At 73.3% G+C, this 16,567-nt stretch carries 14 protein-coding genes; 2 read left to right on the top strand and 12 right to left on the bottom strand.

Going from position 1 to position 16,567, the window contains the following annotated elements:
* Nucleotides 1–36 precede the first annotated feature (36 nt).
* From AB0O21_RS37490 to AB0O21_RS37460, 7 genes are all read right to left on the bottom strand, one after another.
* Nucleotides 37–1,599: an NAD(P)/FAD-dependent oxidoreductase gene (locus AB0O21_RS37490; protein ID WP_365179486.1), complete on the bottom strand. Its 1,563-nt coding sequence runs from the start codon at nucleotides 1,597–1,599 to the stop codon at nucleotides 37–39.
* Complete coding sequence (locus AB0O21_RS37485) at nucleotides 1,596–3,671, bottom strand: serine/threonine-protein kinase (RefSeq protein ID WP_365179483.1); 2,076 nt, start codon at nucleotides 3,669–3,671, stop codon at nucleotides 1,596–1,598. The genes AB0O21_RS37490 and AB0O21_RS37485 overlap by 4 nt, the downstream gene beginning before the upstream one ends.
* Complete coding sequence (locus AB0O21_RS37480; RefSeq protein ID WP_365179480.1) at nucleotides 3,653–4,600, bottom strand: oxygenase MpaB family protein; 948 nt, start codon at nucleotides 4,598–4,600, stop codon at nucleotides 3,653–3,655. Before AB0O21_RS37480 ends, AB0O21_RS37485 begins: the two co-directional genes overlap by 19 nt.
* A gap of 74 nt (nucleotides 4,601–4,674) precedes the next feature.
* Nucleotides 4,675–6,609 carry an amino acid transporter gene (locus AB0O21_RS37475; protein WP_365179525.1) on the bottom strand — a complete coding sequence of 645 codons (1,935 nt, stop codon included), beginning with the start codon at nucleotides 6,607–6,609 and terminating at the stop codon, nucleotides 4,675–4,677.
* Between the two features lie 109 nt (nucleotides 6,610–6,718).
* Nucleotides 6,719–7,420 (bottom strand): class I SAM-dependent methyltransferase, encoded by a 702-nt coding sequence (locus AB0O21_RS37470; RefSeq protein ID WP_365179477.1) that lies wholly within the window; start codon nucleotides 7,418–7,420, stop codon nucleotides 6,719–6,721.
* 122 nt (nucleotides 7,421–7,542) lie between these two features.
* The gene (locus AB0O21_RS37465; RefSeq protein WP_365179474.1) at nucleotides 7,543–8,568 is read right to left on the bottom strand and encodes a phytase; all 1,026 of its coding nucleotides are present in this window, start codon (nucleotides 8,566–8,568) and stop codon (nucleotides 7,543–7,545) included.
* Between the two features lie 153 nt (nucleotides 8,569–8,721).
* Nucleotides 8,722–9,912 carry an acyl-CoA dehydrogenase family protein gene (locus tag AB0O21_RS37460; protein ID WP_365179471.1) on the bottom strand — a complete coding sequence of 397 codons (1,191 nt, stop codon included), beginning with the start codon at nucleotides 9,910–9,912 and terminating at the stop codon, nucleotides 8,722–8,724.
* 145 nt (nucleotides 9,913–10,057) lie between these two features.
* On the opposite strand from AB0O21_RS37460, the gene AB0O21_RS37455 reads away from it, so the two are divergent.
* The gene (locus tag AB0O21_RS37455; RefSeq protein WP_365179468.1) at nucleotides 10,058–10,609 is read left to right on the top strand and encodes a DinB family protein; all 552 of its coding nucleotides are present in this window, start codon (nucleotides 10,058–10,060) and stop codon (nucleotides 10,607–10,609) included.
* 107 nt (nucleotides 10,610–10,716) lie between these two features.
* Nucleotides 10,717–11,421: a hypothetical protein gene (locus tag AB0O21_RS37450; protein WP_365179465.1), complete on the top strand. Its 705-nt coding sequence runs from the start codon at nucleotides 10,717–10,719 to the stop codon at nucleotides 11,419–11,421.
* A 17-nt stretch (nucleotides 11,422–11,438) separates the two neighbouring features.
* Here AB0O21_RS37450 and AB0O21_RS37445 read toward each other — a convergent pair whose 3' ends face one another.
* From AB0O21_RS37445 to AB0O21_RS37425, 5 genes are all read right to left on the bottom strand, one after another.
* The gene (locus tag AB0O21_RS37445; protein ID WP_365179462.1) at nucleotides 11,439–12,548 is read right to left on the bottom strand and encodes a zinc-binding dehydrogenase; all 1,110 of its coding nucleotides are present in this window, start codon (nucleotides 12,546–12,548) and stop codon (nucleotides 11,439–11,441) included.
* Nucleotides 12,545–13,771 (bottom strand): LLM class flavin-dependent oxidoreductase, encoded by a 1,227-nt coding sequence (locus tag AB0O21_RS37440; protein ID WP_365179459.1) that lies wholly within the window; start codon nucleotides 13,769–13,771, stop codon nucleotides 12,545–12,547. The genes AB0O21_RS37445 and AB0O21_RS37440 overlap by 4 nt, the downstream gene beginning before the upstream one ends.
* 151 nt (nucleotides 13,772–13,922) lie before the next feature.
* The gene (locus AB0O21_RS37435) at nucleotides 13,923–14,462 is read right to left on the bottom strand and encodes a hypothetical protein (RefSeq protein ID WP_365179456.1); all 540 of its coding nucleotides are present in this window, start codon (nucleotides 14,460–14,462) and stop codon (nucleotides 13,923–13,925) included.
* Between the two features lie 18 nt (nucleotides 14,463–14,480).
* The gene (locus AB0O21_RS37430; RefSeq protein WP_365179453.1) at nucleotides 14,481–15,317 is read right to left on the bottom strand and encodes a class II fructose-bisphosphate aldolase; all 837 of its coding nucleotides are present in this window, start codon (nucleotides 15,315–15,317) and stop codon (nucleotides 14,481–14,483) included.
* Nucleotides 15,314–16,216, bottom strand: a complete 903-nt coding sequence (locus AB0O21_RS37425; protein WP_365179450.1) for an SIS domain-containing protein — start codon at nucleotides 16,214–16,216, stop codon at nucleotides 15,314–15,316. Before AB0O21_RS37425 ends, AB0O21_RS37430 begins: the two co-directional genes overlap by 4 nt.
* Nucleotides 16,217–16,567: the final 351 nt, after the last annotated feature.

Below are 16,567 nucleotides of genomic sequence, written 5' to 3'. Positions count from 1 at the left end.
CGGCAGCGCCGACGGCGGCGGGCCGTCCGCGCCGGCTCAGTGCCCCAGCACGGCCATCGCCGCGTTGTGGCCCGGGACGCCGCTGACGCCGCCGCCGCGGACCGCCCCCGCACCGCACAGCAGGACGTTGCGGTGGGCGGTCTCCACGCCCCACCGGCCGCCGTCCGTACCCGCGTACGGCCAGGACAGGTCCCGGTGGAAGATGTGGCCGCCGGGCAGCCGCAGGTCGCGTTCCAAGTCGAGCGGGGTCTTCGCCTCGATGCAGGGGCGGCCGTCGCCGTCGAAGGCGAGGCAGTCGGTGAGCGGTTCGGCCAGGTGGCTGTCGAGCTGGGCGAGGGTGGCGGCGAGCAGGACCTCGCGCGCCTGCTGGTTGTCCTTTTCGAACAGCCGGGCCGGGGTGTGCAGGCCGAAGAGGGTGAGCGTCTGGTAGCCCTGTTCCACCAGCTCCGGCCCGAGGATCGTCGGGTCGGTCAGCGAGTGGCAGTAGATCTCCGAGGGCGGTACGGAGGGCAGCTCGCCGGATGCCGCCTCGGCGTAGGCCCGGGCCAGCTCGCCGTACCCCTCGGCGATGTGGAAGGTGCCGCCGAAGGCCTCGCGCGGGTCCACGGTGGTGTCCCGCAGCCGGGGCAGCCTGCGCAGCAGCATGTTGACCTTGAGCTGGGCGCCCTCGGGGGCCGGCTCCGGCGGTGTCTCGCCGAGGAGTTCGGCCAGCGCCCGCGGCGAGGCGTTCACCAGCACCGTGCGGCCGACGACCCGCCCCTCGCCCGTCGCCGTACGGAACACCACCTCGGCCGGCGAGGTGCCGTCCGTGTCGATCCGCAGCACCTCGTGCCCGGTGGCGATCTCCGCGCCGGCGGACCGCGCGGCGGCGGCGAGGGCGTCGGTCAGGGCGCCCATGCCGCCGACGGGCACGTCCCAGTCTCCGGTGCCGCCGCCGATGACGTGGTAGAGGAAGCAGCGGTTCTGCGCGAGCGAGGGGTCGTGGGCGTCGGCGAACGTGCCGATCAGGCCGTCCGTCAGGACCACTCCGCGGACCAGGTCGTCGGTGAAGTGCTGCTCCACCGCTTGGCCGAGCGGCTCCTCGAAGATCATCCGCCAGGCCACCTCGTCGTCGATCCGGGCGCGCAGCTCCTCGCGGGTGGGCAGCGGCTCGGTGAGGGTCGGGAACACCGTGCGGGCGACGTGCCCGGTGGTCCCGTAGAAGGCGCGCCAGTTCTCGTACTCCCGATCCGAGCCGGTCAGCCGCGCGAAGGACTCCCGGGTGCGCTGCTCGTCGCCGCCGACGAGCAGTCCGCCGGGCCGGCCGCCGCGTTCGGTCGGCGTGTACGAGGAGACGGTGCGGCGGCGGACGGCGAACCGCAGGTCCAGGTCGCGCACGATCTTCTGCGGGAGCAGGGAGACGAGGTAGGAGTAGCGCGAGAGGCGGGCGTCGACGCCGGCGAAGGGCCGGGTGGAGATGGCCGCGCCGCCGGTGTTCCCGAGCCGTTCCAGTACGAGGACCGCACGGCCCGCTCTGGCCAGGTACGCGGCGGCCACCAGGCCGTTGTGTCCGCCGCCCACGATCACGTCGTCGTATACGTCCCGCCCGAAGGTCGTCATGGCTCTTGGTAGCACACCTGGCCGAGCTGCTCCAGGCAGTACGCCTCGTCGGCGTGGGCCAGCGCCGTGTCGGGGTGCTCGTCGCCCAGGGAGCGCTCGCGGATGCCGGAGAGCTCGCGGTAGATGGGCAGCGCTTGCTCCCAGCGGCCCAGCCGGCCGAGGCCGACGGCGAGTTCCCGGCGGCTGACGAGGGTGTCGGGGTGTTCGGGGCCTAGCACCTCGGCCCGTACCGCTCCGACCTGCCGGGCCTCGGTCACCGCCTCCTCCCAGCGCTCCAGCCGGCCCAGGTTGACGCCGAGGACGTGCCGGGCGCGCAGGGTCTCGGGGTCGGCGGCGCCGTAGGCCCGGGTGCGGTCGCGGACCAGGGCGCGGAAATGGTCGAGGGCCTGGGCGGCGTTGCCGGTGCGGCCGAAGGCGATGCCGACCTCGTAGCGCGCGGCCAGGGTGTCGGGGTGGTCGCGGCCGAGGACCTGTTCCCGGACGGCGGCGACCTCGCGGAAGCCCTCCAGGGCCTCCGGCCAGCGGTCCAGGCGGCCCAGCGCGTACGCCACCTCGTAGCGGGTCAGCAGGGTGTCGGGGTGCTCGGCGCCGAGGACGGCCGCCCGGTCGGCGGCGACCAGGGCGGCGGTGGCGTGGGCGTCCGCGAACCGGCCGAGGGCGCCCAGGGCGCAGGCCAGGTTGTGGCGGCAGCGGAGGGTGTCGGGGTGGCGCGGTCCCACGGTGCGCTCGCGGGCGACGATCACCGCGCGGTAGAGGTCGTGCGCTTCCTGGTGACGCCCGAGCCGGCCCAGTTCGTACGCCGCCTCCTGGCGGGCGGCGAGGGTGTCGGGGTGGTCCGCGCCGAGCGCGCGGGAGCGGCCCTCGGCGACGGCGGTGTACGCGGCGAGGGCCTCCTCGGGGTGGCCCGAGCGGCTGAGGGCGAAGGCGCGGGTGTGGCCGGCGGTGAGCGCGTCGGGGTCGGTCTCGCGCGGGCCGGGGATGCGCGCGACGCCGTAGGCACCGGTGAGCCGCGGGTCCTCGGCGGGCTCGGGGCGGCGGACGGCGGGGCCCGGGGCGGGGTGTTCGCCGCCGGTGCGTGCGGCCGTCCAGGAGCCGGTGAGCACGGCCCATTCGCCGCTCGCGGGACGCGCGTCGGTCCCGGCCTTGCGCCCGGCGGTCATCCCGCGGGCCCACACCGGGAGCGGGGCCTGGGCGCCGGGCAGCCCGCCGGGCCCGAGGCGGGCCTCGACGAGCCGGCGGTGCAGGTGGCGGGCGTCGCCCGGCCGCTCCTCGGGGCGCTTGGCGAGGAGGTCGAGGACGACCTCCTCGAAGTAGGCCGGGAGTTCGGGGCGGTGTTCGCGCGGCGGTACGGGCGCGGTGTCGCGGTGGCCGACCAGCACCGACCAGGAGTCGCCGAGGTCGAAGGGCGGGGCGCCGGTGGCGATCTCGTACAGGACGCAGCCGAGGGAGTAGAGGTCGCTGCGGTGGTCGACCTCGCCGCCCGCGATCTGCTCCGGCGACATGTAGTGGGGGGTGCCCATGGCCATGCCGCCGCCGGTGAGCTTGGCGGTGAAGCCGATGTCGTGGGCGAGGCGGGCGATGCCGAAGTCGCAGATCTTCACGGTGCCGTCGGTGAGCCGCATGATGTTGGCGGGCTTCAGGTCGCGGTGGACGACGCCCTGGTCGTGCGTGTAGCCGAGGGCGGCGGCCATCTGCTCGGCGATGTCGACGACCACGTCCACGGGGAGCGGGCGGGTCTCGTTCTCCTCCAGGAGCTGGCTGAGGTTGCGGCCTTCGAGGAGTTCCATGACCAGGTAGAGGCAGCCGCCCGCGGCGCTGTCGTCGCCGAAGTCGTGGACGACGGTGACCCCCCGGTGCTGGAGGGACGCGGCCACGCGCGCCTCGCGCCGGAACCGCTCGCGCAGCACCTGGGTGAAGTGGGCGTCCTGCTCGGCACCGATCGGCTTGAGGCACTTCACGGCGACCTGGCGGCCCAGCGATTCGTCCCGGGCACGCCAAACTTCGCCCATGCCGCCCCGCCCGATCAGGTCGAGCGACCGGTACCGGCCCTGGATCAGTCTGGACTCCGCCATGTCTTGAAGTCGCCCCCGTCGTCGTGCGATGCCCTCCCAGGCCCGTCCAGTATGGCCGCTGCCGCGCGCAGCGTGTGCGTCGAGGGGCGGCTCCCGGGGCCCATGCGACGCATCGCTTTCAAGATGTGACCTGGCGGCAGCTTCCAGCGTAGACCTGCGGGAATGCTGCGCAGGACGCGCCCGGTGAGGCGCAGGCGCCGGGTGACCGCGCGCGGGGGCGGTGCGGGTCTCCCGTACAGCCGGTGCGCCCAGCCGGGGAGGGAACCGTACGCGAGGCCGGCGAGCGGGCGCCACAGCAGGTTTCGGCCAGGTATGAGGAGGGGATGGACCGGCGGGCCCTCCAGGAACGCGTACACGGCGTGGGCGTCGGGGCCCGCGGCGAGCTCGGGGCGGATCCCCTCGAAGTACGCGGCGAGGGCCCCGGTGTCGGCGGGTACGCCGTCCGGATCGAGGCCGACGAGGCGGGCGTTCACCCTGTTCTCGTCGACGTAGCGGTCGGCCTGGGCGGGGGTGAGGGGGATGCCGGAGCGGCGCACGACGTGCAGGAAGCTGTCGATCTGCGCGCAGTGGACCCAGAGCAGCAGCTCCGGGTCGTCCACGGGGAACTCCTCGCCGGTGACCGGATCGGTGGCGGACAGCTTGCGGTGGATGGCGCGGACGCGGGCCCCGGCGTGCTCGGCGGCCTCGGTGGTGCCGTAGGTGAGGGTGCCGACGAAGTCGGCGGTGCGCAGCAGCCGGCCCCAGGCGTCGTGCTCGAAGGCCGAGTTCTCCATCACCCCGCGCACGGCGCGCGGGTGGAGGGCCTGGAGGTAGAGGGCCCGGACGCCGGCGATCCACATCATCGGGTCGCCGTGGCAGTGCCAGGTGACGGACGACGGACCGTACAGCCCGGGGTCGGGGCCGGTGGGTCCGGTCTCGGTGTCCCCCATCCCCGTACCTCCTGTCGCAGGCGCCCGGCGGTTCCAGCCTAGCCGAGCGGGACCCGGCCGGGCCGGGCTTGCCGTCAGCCGGCGTGGACGTGGGGGCGGCGGCTGCGGTCGGGTTCGGCCTCGCGGATGACCTCGCGGGTGACGGGGGCGACCTCGCCCTGCCCGAAGAGGAAGAAGCGGAGGAAGTTGGCCATGGGGTTGCCCTCCGTCCACTCGAAGTAGATGTGCGGCCGCTGTCCGGTCTCGTCCCGTACGTGGAGGAGCAGCGCGGCGAGCGCGTTGGGGATGCTGGAGCTCTCCAGGGTCAGGACCCGGTAGCGGCCGTGCAGGACTTCGCCGCGCACGCGCATCCCGGATTCGAACTCGGACGCGTCCAGGACGGTGACCTCGACGAACATGACGTCGTCCGCGGCCGGGATGTCGTTGTCGGCGCGGATCTGCAGTTTCTTCTGCCGGTATTCCTCGGAGTCCCGGTTGCCGGGCTCGTTGGCGATGAACCGGATGGTGCGGTTGGAGGTGTCGCGGATGAAACGCTGCGCCATGTCGTCCAGCTCGACGTGCGTGACGCGGAGCTCGAAGACCCGCGCGAGGCGGGAGAGCAGGGACAGGGCCATGATGCCGGCGATGAAGCAGGCGCCGATCTTCACTCCGTCGGGGCGTTCCACGACGTTGACGGCGGTCGTGTAGACGAGGACGGCGGAGATGAGCCCGAAGGCGATCGTCCAGCCGCGTTCGCCGGCCTTGCGGGCGGCGATGGTGACGGCGACGGCGGCCGAGGTGATCAGGACGAGGACACCGGTGGCGTAGGCGCCGCCCTGCGCGTCGACGTCGGCATTGAAGATCCACGTCACCAGGAAGGCGATCAGCGTGAACACGATGACCATGGGGCGCAGCGCCCGCGCCCAGTGCGGGGCCATGCCGTAGCGGGGCAGGTAGCGCGGCATCAGGTTGAGCAGGCCGGCCATGGCCGAGGAGCCGGCGAACCAGAGGATCAGGATGGTGGATATGTCGTAGACCGTGCCGAAGGCGGAACCTATGTGCTCGTGGGCGAGGTAGGCGAGGGCGCGGCCGTTGGCCTCGCCGCCCGTCTTGAACTCGTCGGCCGGGATCAGCAGCGTGGTGATGAAGCTGCTGGTGATGAGGAAGACGCTCATGATCACGGCGGCCGTGGTGAGCAGCTTCTTGGTGCCCCGGATCCGGCCCGCGGGCTTGTCCGGGGCGTCGTCCGCCTCGCCCTGGACGTGCGGCATGACGGCGACGCCGGTTTCGAAACCGGACATGCCGAGGGCGAGTTTGGGGAACACGATCAGCGCGATGGCGATCATCATGAACGGATTGCCGTGCTCGGCCGTCAGCGCCTCGGACCAGTCACCGATCACGTGCGGCTCGGAGACCACCTTCCAGATCCCGACGGCGATGACGACGACGTTCAGCGCGAGGTACGAGGCCACCAGCGCCACGGCCACACCGATGGCCTCGCTGAACCCCTTGAGGAACACCGCGCCCAGCAGCGCGATCATGATCAGCGTGATCAGCACCTCGTGCCCGTGCAGGGTGCCCGTCAGGTGCGGGTTCTCCACCAGGTGCGCGGTCGCGTCGGCCGCCGACAGGGTGATGGTGATGAGGAAGTCGGTCGCCGCGAAGCCCAGCAGGGTCAGGACGAACAGCTTGCCCTTCCAGAACGACAGCAGCCGCTCCAGCATCGCGATCGAGCCCTCGCCGTGCGGGCTCTCCTCCGCCACCCGCCGGTAGACGGGCAGCGCGCCGAACAGGGTGAGCAGCACCAGCACGATGGTCGCGACGGGAGACAGCAGGCCCGCCGCGAGGGCGGCGATGCCCGGCTGGTAGCCGAGCGTGGAGAAGTAGTCCAGGCCGGTCAGGCACATGACGCGCCACCACGGGCGCCCCTCGTGCTCGGTGTGTCCCTGGTGCTTGGGGCGGTCGGTCAGACCTTCCAGCAGCCACGCGCGAAGGCGCGAAGTGCGGGCAGGGGTGGCCGGCGTGGCCATCGTGGTGCTCCTGTCGTACGGCACGGAATCAGCCATCGACATGGACGGCTGGGCCAGCGTACGCAGCGTGGACATTCCTGCCCGGAAACGAGCGAATACTTACGCTTCCTTAACGCGCAGCGCCCCTCGGCGGTTCGTACGGAGACGGCGGCGCGGGCAGCGTCTGCGTGACCCGCCACAGGCGCCGGGGCAGTTCCCCCTCCTCGAAGGCGTGCACCTCGTCGAGGCGCCAGCCCTCGGCGAGGGCGTCGACCAGGTGCCGGGGGAAGAAGTGGACGGCGAAGCCGCCGTGCTCGTGGATGTCGTCGCCGTGCGCGATGCCGGTGCCGTAGTGGGCATCTCCTGTGTGCCGCACGGTGTAGACGAAGGTGCCGCCGGGCCGCAGCACCCGGCGGACCTCGTCCACCAGGGCGTGGACCTCCCGGGTGGACAGGGCCATGCAGAGCAGCATGTGGGCGAAGACGGCGTCCACCGACGCGTCGGGGAGCGCGAGCGGCTCGCGCACGTCCTGGATGCCGGTGGTCACGCGACCGGCGGTGCCCTGGTCCCGGGCGGCGCGGCGCAGCTGCTCCAGCCCGGTGGTGCTGAAGTCGGTGGCCCGGACGGTGAACCCGAGGCGCGCGAAGTACAGGGCGTCGCGGCCGTGCCCGGCACCGAGTTCCAGTACGTCCGCCGCTCCGGCCGCCCGGAAGACCTCCGCCGCGTGGACCGCGGGGGCGGAGGGCAGTTCGCCGTACATGCCGGGGTGGGCGGCGTAGGTGGCCTGCCAGTGCGCGCGCTGCGCCGCGGCCAGCTCCTCCTCGTCGGTCACGACGGCCCGCCTCCCGCTCGTAGCTGGGGATCAGCGTAGGCCAGGGCCGCCGCGCGGGAGGTCAGGAGCGCGCCCCTGCGGACGCGGCGGCGCCGGCCGCGGGGCCGGCGCCGCGGGGGCGGTCAGCCGAACTGGGCGGTGATGCGCTGGAGCGGGACGAACTTGAAGTTCTGGTTGCCGCTGGTGCCGGGGGCGCCGTTGGAGCCGTCCTGGCAGATGAACACGCCCTGCGGGAAGGCGGGGCCGAGGTTGGCGGCGCTGGCGTCGATGCCGTCGGTGTCCTCGCAGTCGTCGGCCGCGGTGCCGTTCGACACGGAGAAGCGGCCGAGGTAGGCGCGGCTGGTGCGGTCGTAGACGGTGAAGTCGTTGCTGCCCTGGGAGGAGACGTAGATCCGGTTGCCGGCGGCGGTGATGCCCTCGGCGTCGGCGGTGATGTGGCCGCCGGAGCCGGTGGAGTCGAGCTTGGTGCGCGAGGTGCCGGCGTTCGGCTCGGCGCCGTAGATCCAGACGCCGACGTCCTCCTCGCCGAGGTAGAGCTTGCCGGTGGCCTCGTCGGCGTAGCACCCCTCGACCGCGGAGCCCGCGTCCCACAGGCGGACGGAGGTCGCGGACACCGCGTCGCCGTTGACGGCGAGCTCCCACTGCTCGACGCGGCCGGAGGTGGAGTTGGGGAAGGCGTAGAGCTTCCCGGAGGCCGGCGAGGTGTAGAGGCAGATGCCGTGGGCGGTGACCTCGGTGGGGACGTCCTTGAGCCAGGTGAGCCGCCGGGTCGCGGGGTCGATGCGGTAGATGTGCATGGCGCCGTTGCCGCCGGCGGCCTCGTCGTCCGCCGAGACCACGATGTTGCCGCGCAGGTCGACGTTGTTGCCGTAGTCGCCGCTGATCCGCTGGATCCGGGCGCCGGTCATGTCGTAGACCTCCAGCGCGCCCTTCTTGTCCGTACCGACGACCACCGACTTGGCGGGGTCGGTCGGGTGGACCCAGATCGCGGGGTCGTCGGCGGCGTCACCGCTGTGCGAGACCGGGGCGGTCTCCACGGTCGCCGTGACGGATGCGGCCGCCGCGTGGGCCGGCGCGGCCGGCAGGGCCAGTACGGCCAGGACGGCGGCGGGCAGCGCGGCGGCGCGGACGGATACGGTGAAGGACACCTGGTTCCCCTCGGTCGGGTGACGGACAGAAGGAGGCTAGGGAGGCCCGGCGAGCGTGGCGTGAACGGCAGTTGAACCCGCTCCTGCCGGCGCCGCGCGGCCCCTGGCCTCCCGCCTCGCCCCGCCCCCGGATCAGGGGACCGGAACGGACCGCTAGCGGCGCACGCGGGGCATGCCCAGGCCGATCCAGGAGATGATCTCGCGCTGGATCTCGTTGTTTCCGCCGCCGAAGGTGAAGATCACGGCGCTGCGGTAGCCGCGCTCGAGTTCGCCGTGCAGGACCGCGCCGGCCGAGCCGTCCTTGAGGGAGCCGGCCGCGCCGACGACCTCCATCAGCCAGGCGTACGCGTCCCTGCGCGCCTCGGATCCGTACACCTTGACGGCGGAGGCGTCCTGGGGGGTGAGGATGCCCTCCTGGACGGCGTTCACCATCTGCCAGTTGAGCAGCTTCATCGCGTCGAGCCGGGCGTGGGTGCGGGCGAGGCGGCCGCGGACCCAGGAGAGGTCGATGACGCGGCGGCCGTCGGCGAGTTTGGTCTCGGCGGCCCAGCGCTGGACGTCGTGGAGGGCCCGGATGGCCATGGTGCCGTGGGCGGCGAGGGTGACGCGCTCGTGGTTGAGCTGGTTGGTGATCAGCCGCCAGCCCTTGTTCTCCTGGCCGACGCGGCGGCTCGCGGGGACGCGGATGTCCTCGTAGTAGCTGGCGGTGGTGTCGTGCGAGGCGAGGGTGTTGATGAGGGTGCAGGAGTAGCCGGGGTCCGAGGTCGGCACGAGGAGCATGGTGATGCCCTTGTGCGCGGGGGCGTCCGGGTCGGTGCGGACGGCGAGCCAGACCCAGTCGGCGGTGTCGCCGTTGGTGGTCCAGATCTTCTGGCCGTTGACCACGTAGGTGCCGGTCTCCTCGTCGCCCTCGCGGACGGCCTTGCACTTGAGCGCGGCGAGGTCCGTACCGGCGTCGGGCTCGCTGTAGCCGATGGCGAAGTCGATCTCGCCCGCGAGGATCTTCGGCAGGAAGTACGCCTTCTGCTCGTCGGTGCCGAACTGCATGATGGTCGGCCCGACGGTGTTGAGCGCCATCAGCGGCAGCGGCACGACGGCCTGCGCGGCCTCGTCGAAGAAGATGAACTGGTCCATCGGGGTCATCCCGCGGCCGCCGTACTCCTTGGGCCAGCCGACCCCGAGCCAGCCGTCGGCGCCGAGCCGGCGGATGGTCTCCCGGTAGAACCGCTTCTGGGCGGCCGGGTCCTCGTAGCGGGAGTAGACGTCCTCCGGGACCAGCTCGGCGAAGTAGGCGCGCAGTTCGGTGCGCAACTGCTGCTGCTCAGGCGTGTATTCGAGGTGCACGGCCCCTCCGGGAGTCTCGCGGCCGGTCCAGCCGGTTCGCTGTGGCGGCGGTCAGAGTAGAACCAGTTCCAAAAATTCGGAAGGGGCGGAGATCGGGCGGGACCCGCGTGCCGGCGGTCCGGGCCCGGCGGCCATACTCTCGATCATGACGATCCCACAGCGCAGAGCGGCATTCTTCATCGAAACCGAGCGGGACCAGCGATTCACCGGCCCCGCGACCGGCGACGAACGGCGCATGCTGGCCGCCTTCCTGGCGGACCACCGCGCGACCCTGGAACTGAAGTGCGCAGGCCTGGTCGAGGAGTTGGCGCGACGGTCCGTTGAACCGTCCACGCTCTCCCTGCTCGGACTGGTGCGGCACCTGGCCGATATGGAGCGGCGCTGGTTCCGCGCGGTCCTCGCCGGTCAGGACGCCCCGCCCCGCTTCTCCTCGGCACAGGACCGCGACGGGGACTTCGACGGAGCCGTCGCCGACCCGGCGGCCGTGGCCGAGGCCTGGGAGGCGTGGCGCGACGAAGTGGCCTTCGCCGAACGCTTCGCGGCCGAGGCGCCCGACCTCGACGTCGAGGCGGAGGACGCCTGGCGGGGGAAGGTGTCCCTGCGCTGGGTCCTGATCCACATGATCGAGGAGTACGCCCGCCACAACGGCCACGCCGACCTGCTCCGCGAGCGGATCGACGGGGCCATCGGCATCTGACGTACCTCCCCTGGATCCGGGTGGCCTGACGCACAATGGCAGCCGGACGGCCGGCGCTGTGACGCGGCCGTCCGGGCCACGGCAGGCGAAGGATCCGGGGGACGTACGTGGACCACGACGCACGGCGCATCGAGAACAGTGCGAACCCCGAGCACGAGGTCGCGGTGACGCAGGTCCACGAGCCGGGAGCCCTCCCGGTCTCCCCCGAGATCCCCGCCCGCCACCAGGCCTGGGAGCTGCTGCCGGGGGACGTGCGGGCCCGGCTGCTGGAGAAGGCCGGCCGACCCCTGACCTGGTGGGCCCGGCCGGATGCCGACGGGCGGCCCTCCGCGGTGGTGATCGGGGATCGCGGGCTGTGCCGGGTCGGGCAGGAACCGCGGGACGGCACGGCCGAGTTCCGGGGGCAGCGGGTCAGGTTGGAGCCGGGCTCGCTGCACAGCCGGTCCTTCGACGGAAAGCCCTCGCCGGACGGGCGGGCCGCCGCCCCCGGCGCGCCGGGGGGCCCGGTGGTGCGGCTCGCCCTGGGGGCCGAGGCGCAGGGGGTGCTCGGCAACTTCCCGCTCCCCGTACAGGACTTCCTGCAGCGCCCCTTCCTGTCCGGCCCCGCCGGGGGCGGCGCCGTCACCGCCGACTGGTACTACGACGAGACCGTCGAGCCCGCTCGGACCACCTGGTTCGTGGCCTTCTGCCTGTTCACCGAGCACGCCCTCGCGGTCGCCGAGGGCACGCGGACCCTCGCCCGGGGCGCCCGCCCGGACCGGGCCGAGTGGCACGGGATCCAGTGCCACCGGGCCCGGCTCGTACCGCGCTGATCGCGCGACCGCGCCGGTCACACGGGTGTGACGCCCTCGCCGGCGAGGTCCGGCCTGATCAGCACCTTGATGTGTTCCTCCGGGCGGCGCAGCGAGGCGAAGGCCGCGGCCAGGCCGCCGAAGCCGGCCTCGCCCGTCACCAGGGCGGCCGGGTCGATGCGCCCGTCGGCGAGCCGGGCCAGGGTCGCGCCGAACTCCTGAGGCGGGTAGGTGAGGCACATCCGGATGGTCACGTCCTTGTAGATGCCGACCACGGGGCGGATCACGTCCTCGGTCATCACCCCGCCGATCTGCAGGATCTCCGTGCCGCGCGGGACCGTGTGCAGCAGCGTGTTGAGCATGCCGGGGACGCCGACGCAGTTGACGACCACCATGGGGCGCGCGCCGGTCCCGGCGAGCTCGGCGCAGAGCGCCACCGGGTCCACGGGGCCCGCGCCCGCCGGTCCGGCGGCCCGCGCGTCCGCCGGATCGGCGCCCGAGGGGTTCACCACCGCGTGCGCGCCCAGCCCGGCCGCCGCCGCGCGGCGCAGCGCGGAGGGATCGGAGGCCACCACGGGCCCGGCCCCGCGCTCCAGCAGGGCGGCTATGGCACCCAGCCCGACGGGGCCGCAGCCGATCACCACGGCCGAGGTGCCCTCCCCGGCGGTGCTGCGGGCGATGTTGCCGAAGCCGACGGCCAGGGGCTCGGTCAGCGAAGCGAGCGCCAGGTCCAGGGAGTCCGGTACGGGCAGCAGCGCCTGCGCCTGTACGACGATCCGCTCGCCGAACCCGCCGGGGAAGGCATTGCTGTAGCCGACGGTGCGCACCACTCCCCCGGTGTCGACCGCCCACGGCAGGCCGACCACCCCGGTCCCGGGCTCGGGTCCGCTCCCGCCGGGCCCGTAGGCCACGACCCGGCCGGAGAACTCGTGGCCCATCACCAGCGGACGGCCCGGGTCGAAGAGGAAGCTGGTGGTGCCGCTGTCCCGGGAGGCCCGCAGAAAGTCCTCGGTGTGGGCGACCGCGCTCAGGTCGGAGCCGCAGATCCCGCAGGCCTCGATGTCCACGAGGGCCTGACCGGGCCCGGGTACGGGATCCGCGTACTCCCGAACGAGGAAGCGCCCGCCCTCCAGTACGGCCGCCCTCAACGGACCTCTCCCTTGCGGGCGATGGCTTCCATGGTGGAGCGGCGCATGGCCCCGACGAACCTCACGCTGTTCCGGCCCGCCCAATCGAGGCTGGCGCGGCGGGCGTCGGTGGTCCCGGTGAGGCGCGGTACGACGCGCTCGGCGAAGAGTTCGAGGCTGCGCAGGGCGGCGGCGGGCTCGGCGATGTCGAGCTGGAGGACCAGGAAGGTGCCGAAGCCGCCCGTCTTGTCGGCCAGTTGTCCGATGCGCTCGACCGCGTCCTCGGCGGTGCCGATGACGGCCCGGCCGAAGGTGGGCAGTCCGTCCGTGACCCAGCGTTCGACGGCGCCGGCCGCCGTGCCGCAGCCCTCGAGCCGGGTCCCGCCGAGCGCCTCGATGTAGGCCACGAGGTCGGGTGTCCCGAACTCCGCTTCGCGCAGGGCCTGTTCGCGGGTCTCGGCGAGGTGGACCGGAGTGACCAGCCGCCAGACGGACCGGTCGGCGTCCCGGCCGGCTTCGGCGCAGGCCCGTTCGTGCGCGGCCCAGTTGGCGTCGAGCGCGGCGTAGCCCGCCGGGTCGGCGGCGGCGAGCGAGAGCATGCCGGTCCCGTGCCGGCCGGCCAGTACCGCCCCGGTGGGGGACACCGCCGAGGCGACGGCCACGTCCAGCTCCCGTCCCCGGTAGGGGCCGAGCTGGAGCCTGGCCTCCTCCAGGGCGAACCAGTCGGTGGCGGCCGTCACGGTCTCCCCGCGCAGCAGCCGCATGACGGCGTCGAGCGAGTCGGCCATCATCTCCCGCGAGCGCAGCGGGTCGACGCCCATCATGAAGGCGTCGGAGGGCAGTTGGCCCGGGCCGACGCCCAGCATGGCCCGGCCGCGCGACTGCTGGTCGAGCTGGCAGATCCGGTCGGCGAGGATGAGCGGCTGGTGGTAAGGGAGGGAGTTGACCCCCGTCCCGAGCATGATCCGGCTGGTCCGCTCGGCCGCCGCCGCGAGGAACAGCTCGGGCGAGGCGATGATCTCGTACCCGGCCGAGTGGTGCTCCCCCGCCCACACCTCCTCGTACCCGAGCCGGTCGAGCGCGCCGACGAGGTCGAGGTCACGGCGCAGCTGGAGCGCCGGATCGCGGTCGGGCCGGTGGTAGGGGGCGAGGAACACCCCGAAGCGGGTGGGGAGGTACGGCTGCGGGGTCGGGGTCGGGGTCGGGGTCGGGGTCGGGGTCGGGGTCGGCTGCGGCGTCGGCATCGGCGGTGGGCCCTTCCGTCGTACGGCTCGGCAGGTCTGCCGTACGACGAAACACGGTCCGCACCGCACCTTCAACGGCGCGGTGGGCGTCCTCCCGCTGAGTGGGAATTCCGCTGCCCGTGCCCCGTCGGACGTCGCCCGTCGGACGTCCTCAGGTGGTGAAGTAGAGCACGTCGAAGTAGACGAGGTCGCGCGCGACGTCGATGAGGTACTCGCCCGACTGATGCCCGTCCGACGTCTCGCTGTTCGCATGCGCGTCGAACTCCGCGCTGCGCTGCCAGGCCGGGTCAGCGGGCAGGTACGGCTCCAGCGGCGTGGGCGACTCCGACGGCACGGCGGCCGCGAAGGTACGGCCGGGGGCGCCGACGACCGAGGCCGCCCCGCCGGGAGCCAGGCGGGCGACACCGACCAGGCGGATCCTGGAGTCCGGGCTCGGGATGCTCCGGTTGCCGTATTTCGCCTCGTCGACGTCGTAGCCCAGCCAGTGCGCGTCGGTCAGCTCGCCCAGGTACGGCGCGAACTCCTTGTTCAGCGGCTCCAGGTCGGTGCGGACCCGGCGCCAGTCCGGCTCCGGGCCGGGGGCCGGGTCCGGCCACAGGACGTACGCCAGGCCGCCGCCGACGGCCAGCAGCGGGAGGCCCGCTATCAGCAGGAACCGCCGCCTGTTGGTGTGTCCCCGCTGCGCGTCCACGATCGCCCCCACCTGCTGTCAGTTCAGGGCGCCGATCATAGCCGCGGCCGCCGCCGTCATCGCCGTACGGGCGGCCGTCAGGTACGGGCGGGGGTCGGCCGGGGTGAGGTGGGTGCGGATGGCTTCGGTCATCGCCACGTTCAGCGCGGTGCCGATGTTGACCTTGCGGATGCCGCCCGCGACGGCCGCCGCGAGTTCGCCGTCCGGCAGGCCCGAGGAGCCGTGCAGGACGAGCGGCACGTCCACGCTCTTCGCCAGCCGGGCGAGCAGCGCGTGGTCCAGGGAGGCGGTACGGGTGGTCATAGCGTGGCTGCTGCCGATGGCGACGGCCAGCGCGTCGACCCCGGAGTCGGCAACGAACCGCCGCGCCTCGTCGGGGTCCGTACGGGCGCCGGGCGCGTGCGGGTCGAGCGGGGCGGCGCCGTTCTTGCCCCCGACCTCGCCCAACTCGGCTTCGATCCACAGCCCGTTGGCGTGGGCCCAGTCGGCGGCGGAGCGGGTCGCCTCCAGGTTCTCGGCGTAGGGCAGCTGCGCGGCGTCGTACATCACCGAGCTGTAGCCCGCGTCGCAGGCCTGGCGGAGCAGTTCGGAGCTCTTGACGTGGTCGAGGTGCAGGCCGACGGGGACCGTGGCGGCCTCCGCACAGGCGGCGGCCGCCCGGGAGATGGGGAGCAGTCGGCCGCCGCGGAACTTCACGGCGTTCTCGCTGAGTTGGAGGATGACCGGCAGCCCGGCGGCCTCCGCCCCGGCGACGACGGCCTCGGCGTGCTCCAGGGTGATGATGTTGAAGGCGGCGACGGCGCGGCGCGCGCGGGCCGCTTCGAGGACGAGCGGGCCTGCGGGAACGAGGCTCATCGGACCGCCTCCTCGCCGGCGGTGAGGATCACCGAGCGCGTGAGGTGGCGCGGCGCGTCCGGATCGAGGTGCTGGTGCGCGGCGACGGCGAGGGCGAGGCGGTGCACGCGGACCAGCTCGGCGAGCGGGTCGAGCCGCCCGGCCACCCACTGGGAGCCGGTGGCGCGCACCTGTTCGGCGAGCCCGTCGGGGGCGGCGTCGAGGGACCAGGTGACGGTGCCGGGCCCGGAGACGCTGATCGGCCCGTGCCGGTACTCCATCGCCGGATAGGACTCGGCCCAGGACAGCGAGGCCTCGCGCATCTTCAACGCCGCTTCGTTGGCGAGCCCGACGCTCCAGCCCCGGCCGAGGAAGGTGAACTGCCCCCGGCCCTCCGCCTCGGCGGGGAGCGGCTCGCCGAGAGCGGTGCGGGCGTCGGCAACGACGGAGGCGGTGTGCAGGCCGAGGTGGGCGCGCAGGAGGGTGAGGGCCGTGGTCGCGAAGCGGGTCTGCACGACGGACTGCTCGTCGGCGAAGTCGAGGACGACGACCTCGTCGGCGAGGGTCATGACCGGGGTGGCGGGATCCCCGATGACGGCGGTCGTGGGAACACCCGTCTCGCGGAGCGCGGCCAGCAGGTCGAGCACCTCGGTGGTGGTGCCGGACCGGGTGAGCGCGACGACCCGGTCGTAGCGGCGGTGGCGCGGGAACTCCGAGGCGGGGAACGCGTCGGTCTCCCCCTGCCCGGCCTCCTCGCGCAACACGGCGGCCGCCTGGGCCATGTAGTACGAGGTCCCGCACCCGACGATCGCGACACGGTCGGCGGGCCGCGGCAGCACGGCGCGCCGCGCCGGGGCCAGTTGCGCGGCCCGCTCCCAGCATTCGGGCTGAGTGCTCAACTCGTACGCGACGTGGCTCATGGGGCTCCCTGGCACCGATACGGATGCGTGCGTGTTCTCGTGCGTGTTCTTGCAAGGTATCGGGGAGTTTTACGCAACTTCAAGCATCGTGGGGGTGGATCGCCTGAGTTGACGTCGGCCTGTAGGCCAACGGAGGACGCGGCGGTGTGAGGGGTGCGGGGTGCGGGCGATAGGGGATCCGGGTTGGGCGGAATCAGAGAGGGCGCGGGGGGTTTCCCGTCAGTCCCATGGTCCTTCCGTGTCGGGCCGGCCTGTCAAGGGCGCTCCTCCTTCGTCGTCGCGTCGCTTCGCGATGGCCTTCGGCCACCCTTGACAGTGAGGATGGTGGTGGCACCGTTCGGGGGTCTGACC

It is taken from the genome of Streptomyces sp. NPDC091371 (assembly GCF_040684275.1).
Lineage (GTDB): Bacteria > Actinomycetota > Actinomycetes > Streptomycetales > Streptomycetaceae > Streptomyces.
The sequence above is the reverse complement of the archived record's forward strand: the minus strand, read 5'-3'. Positions and strand labels throughout refer to the sequence as shown.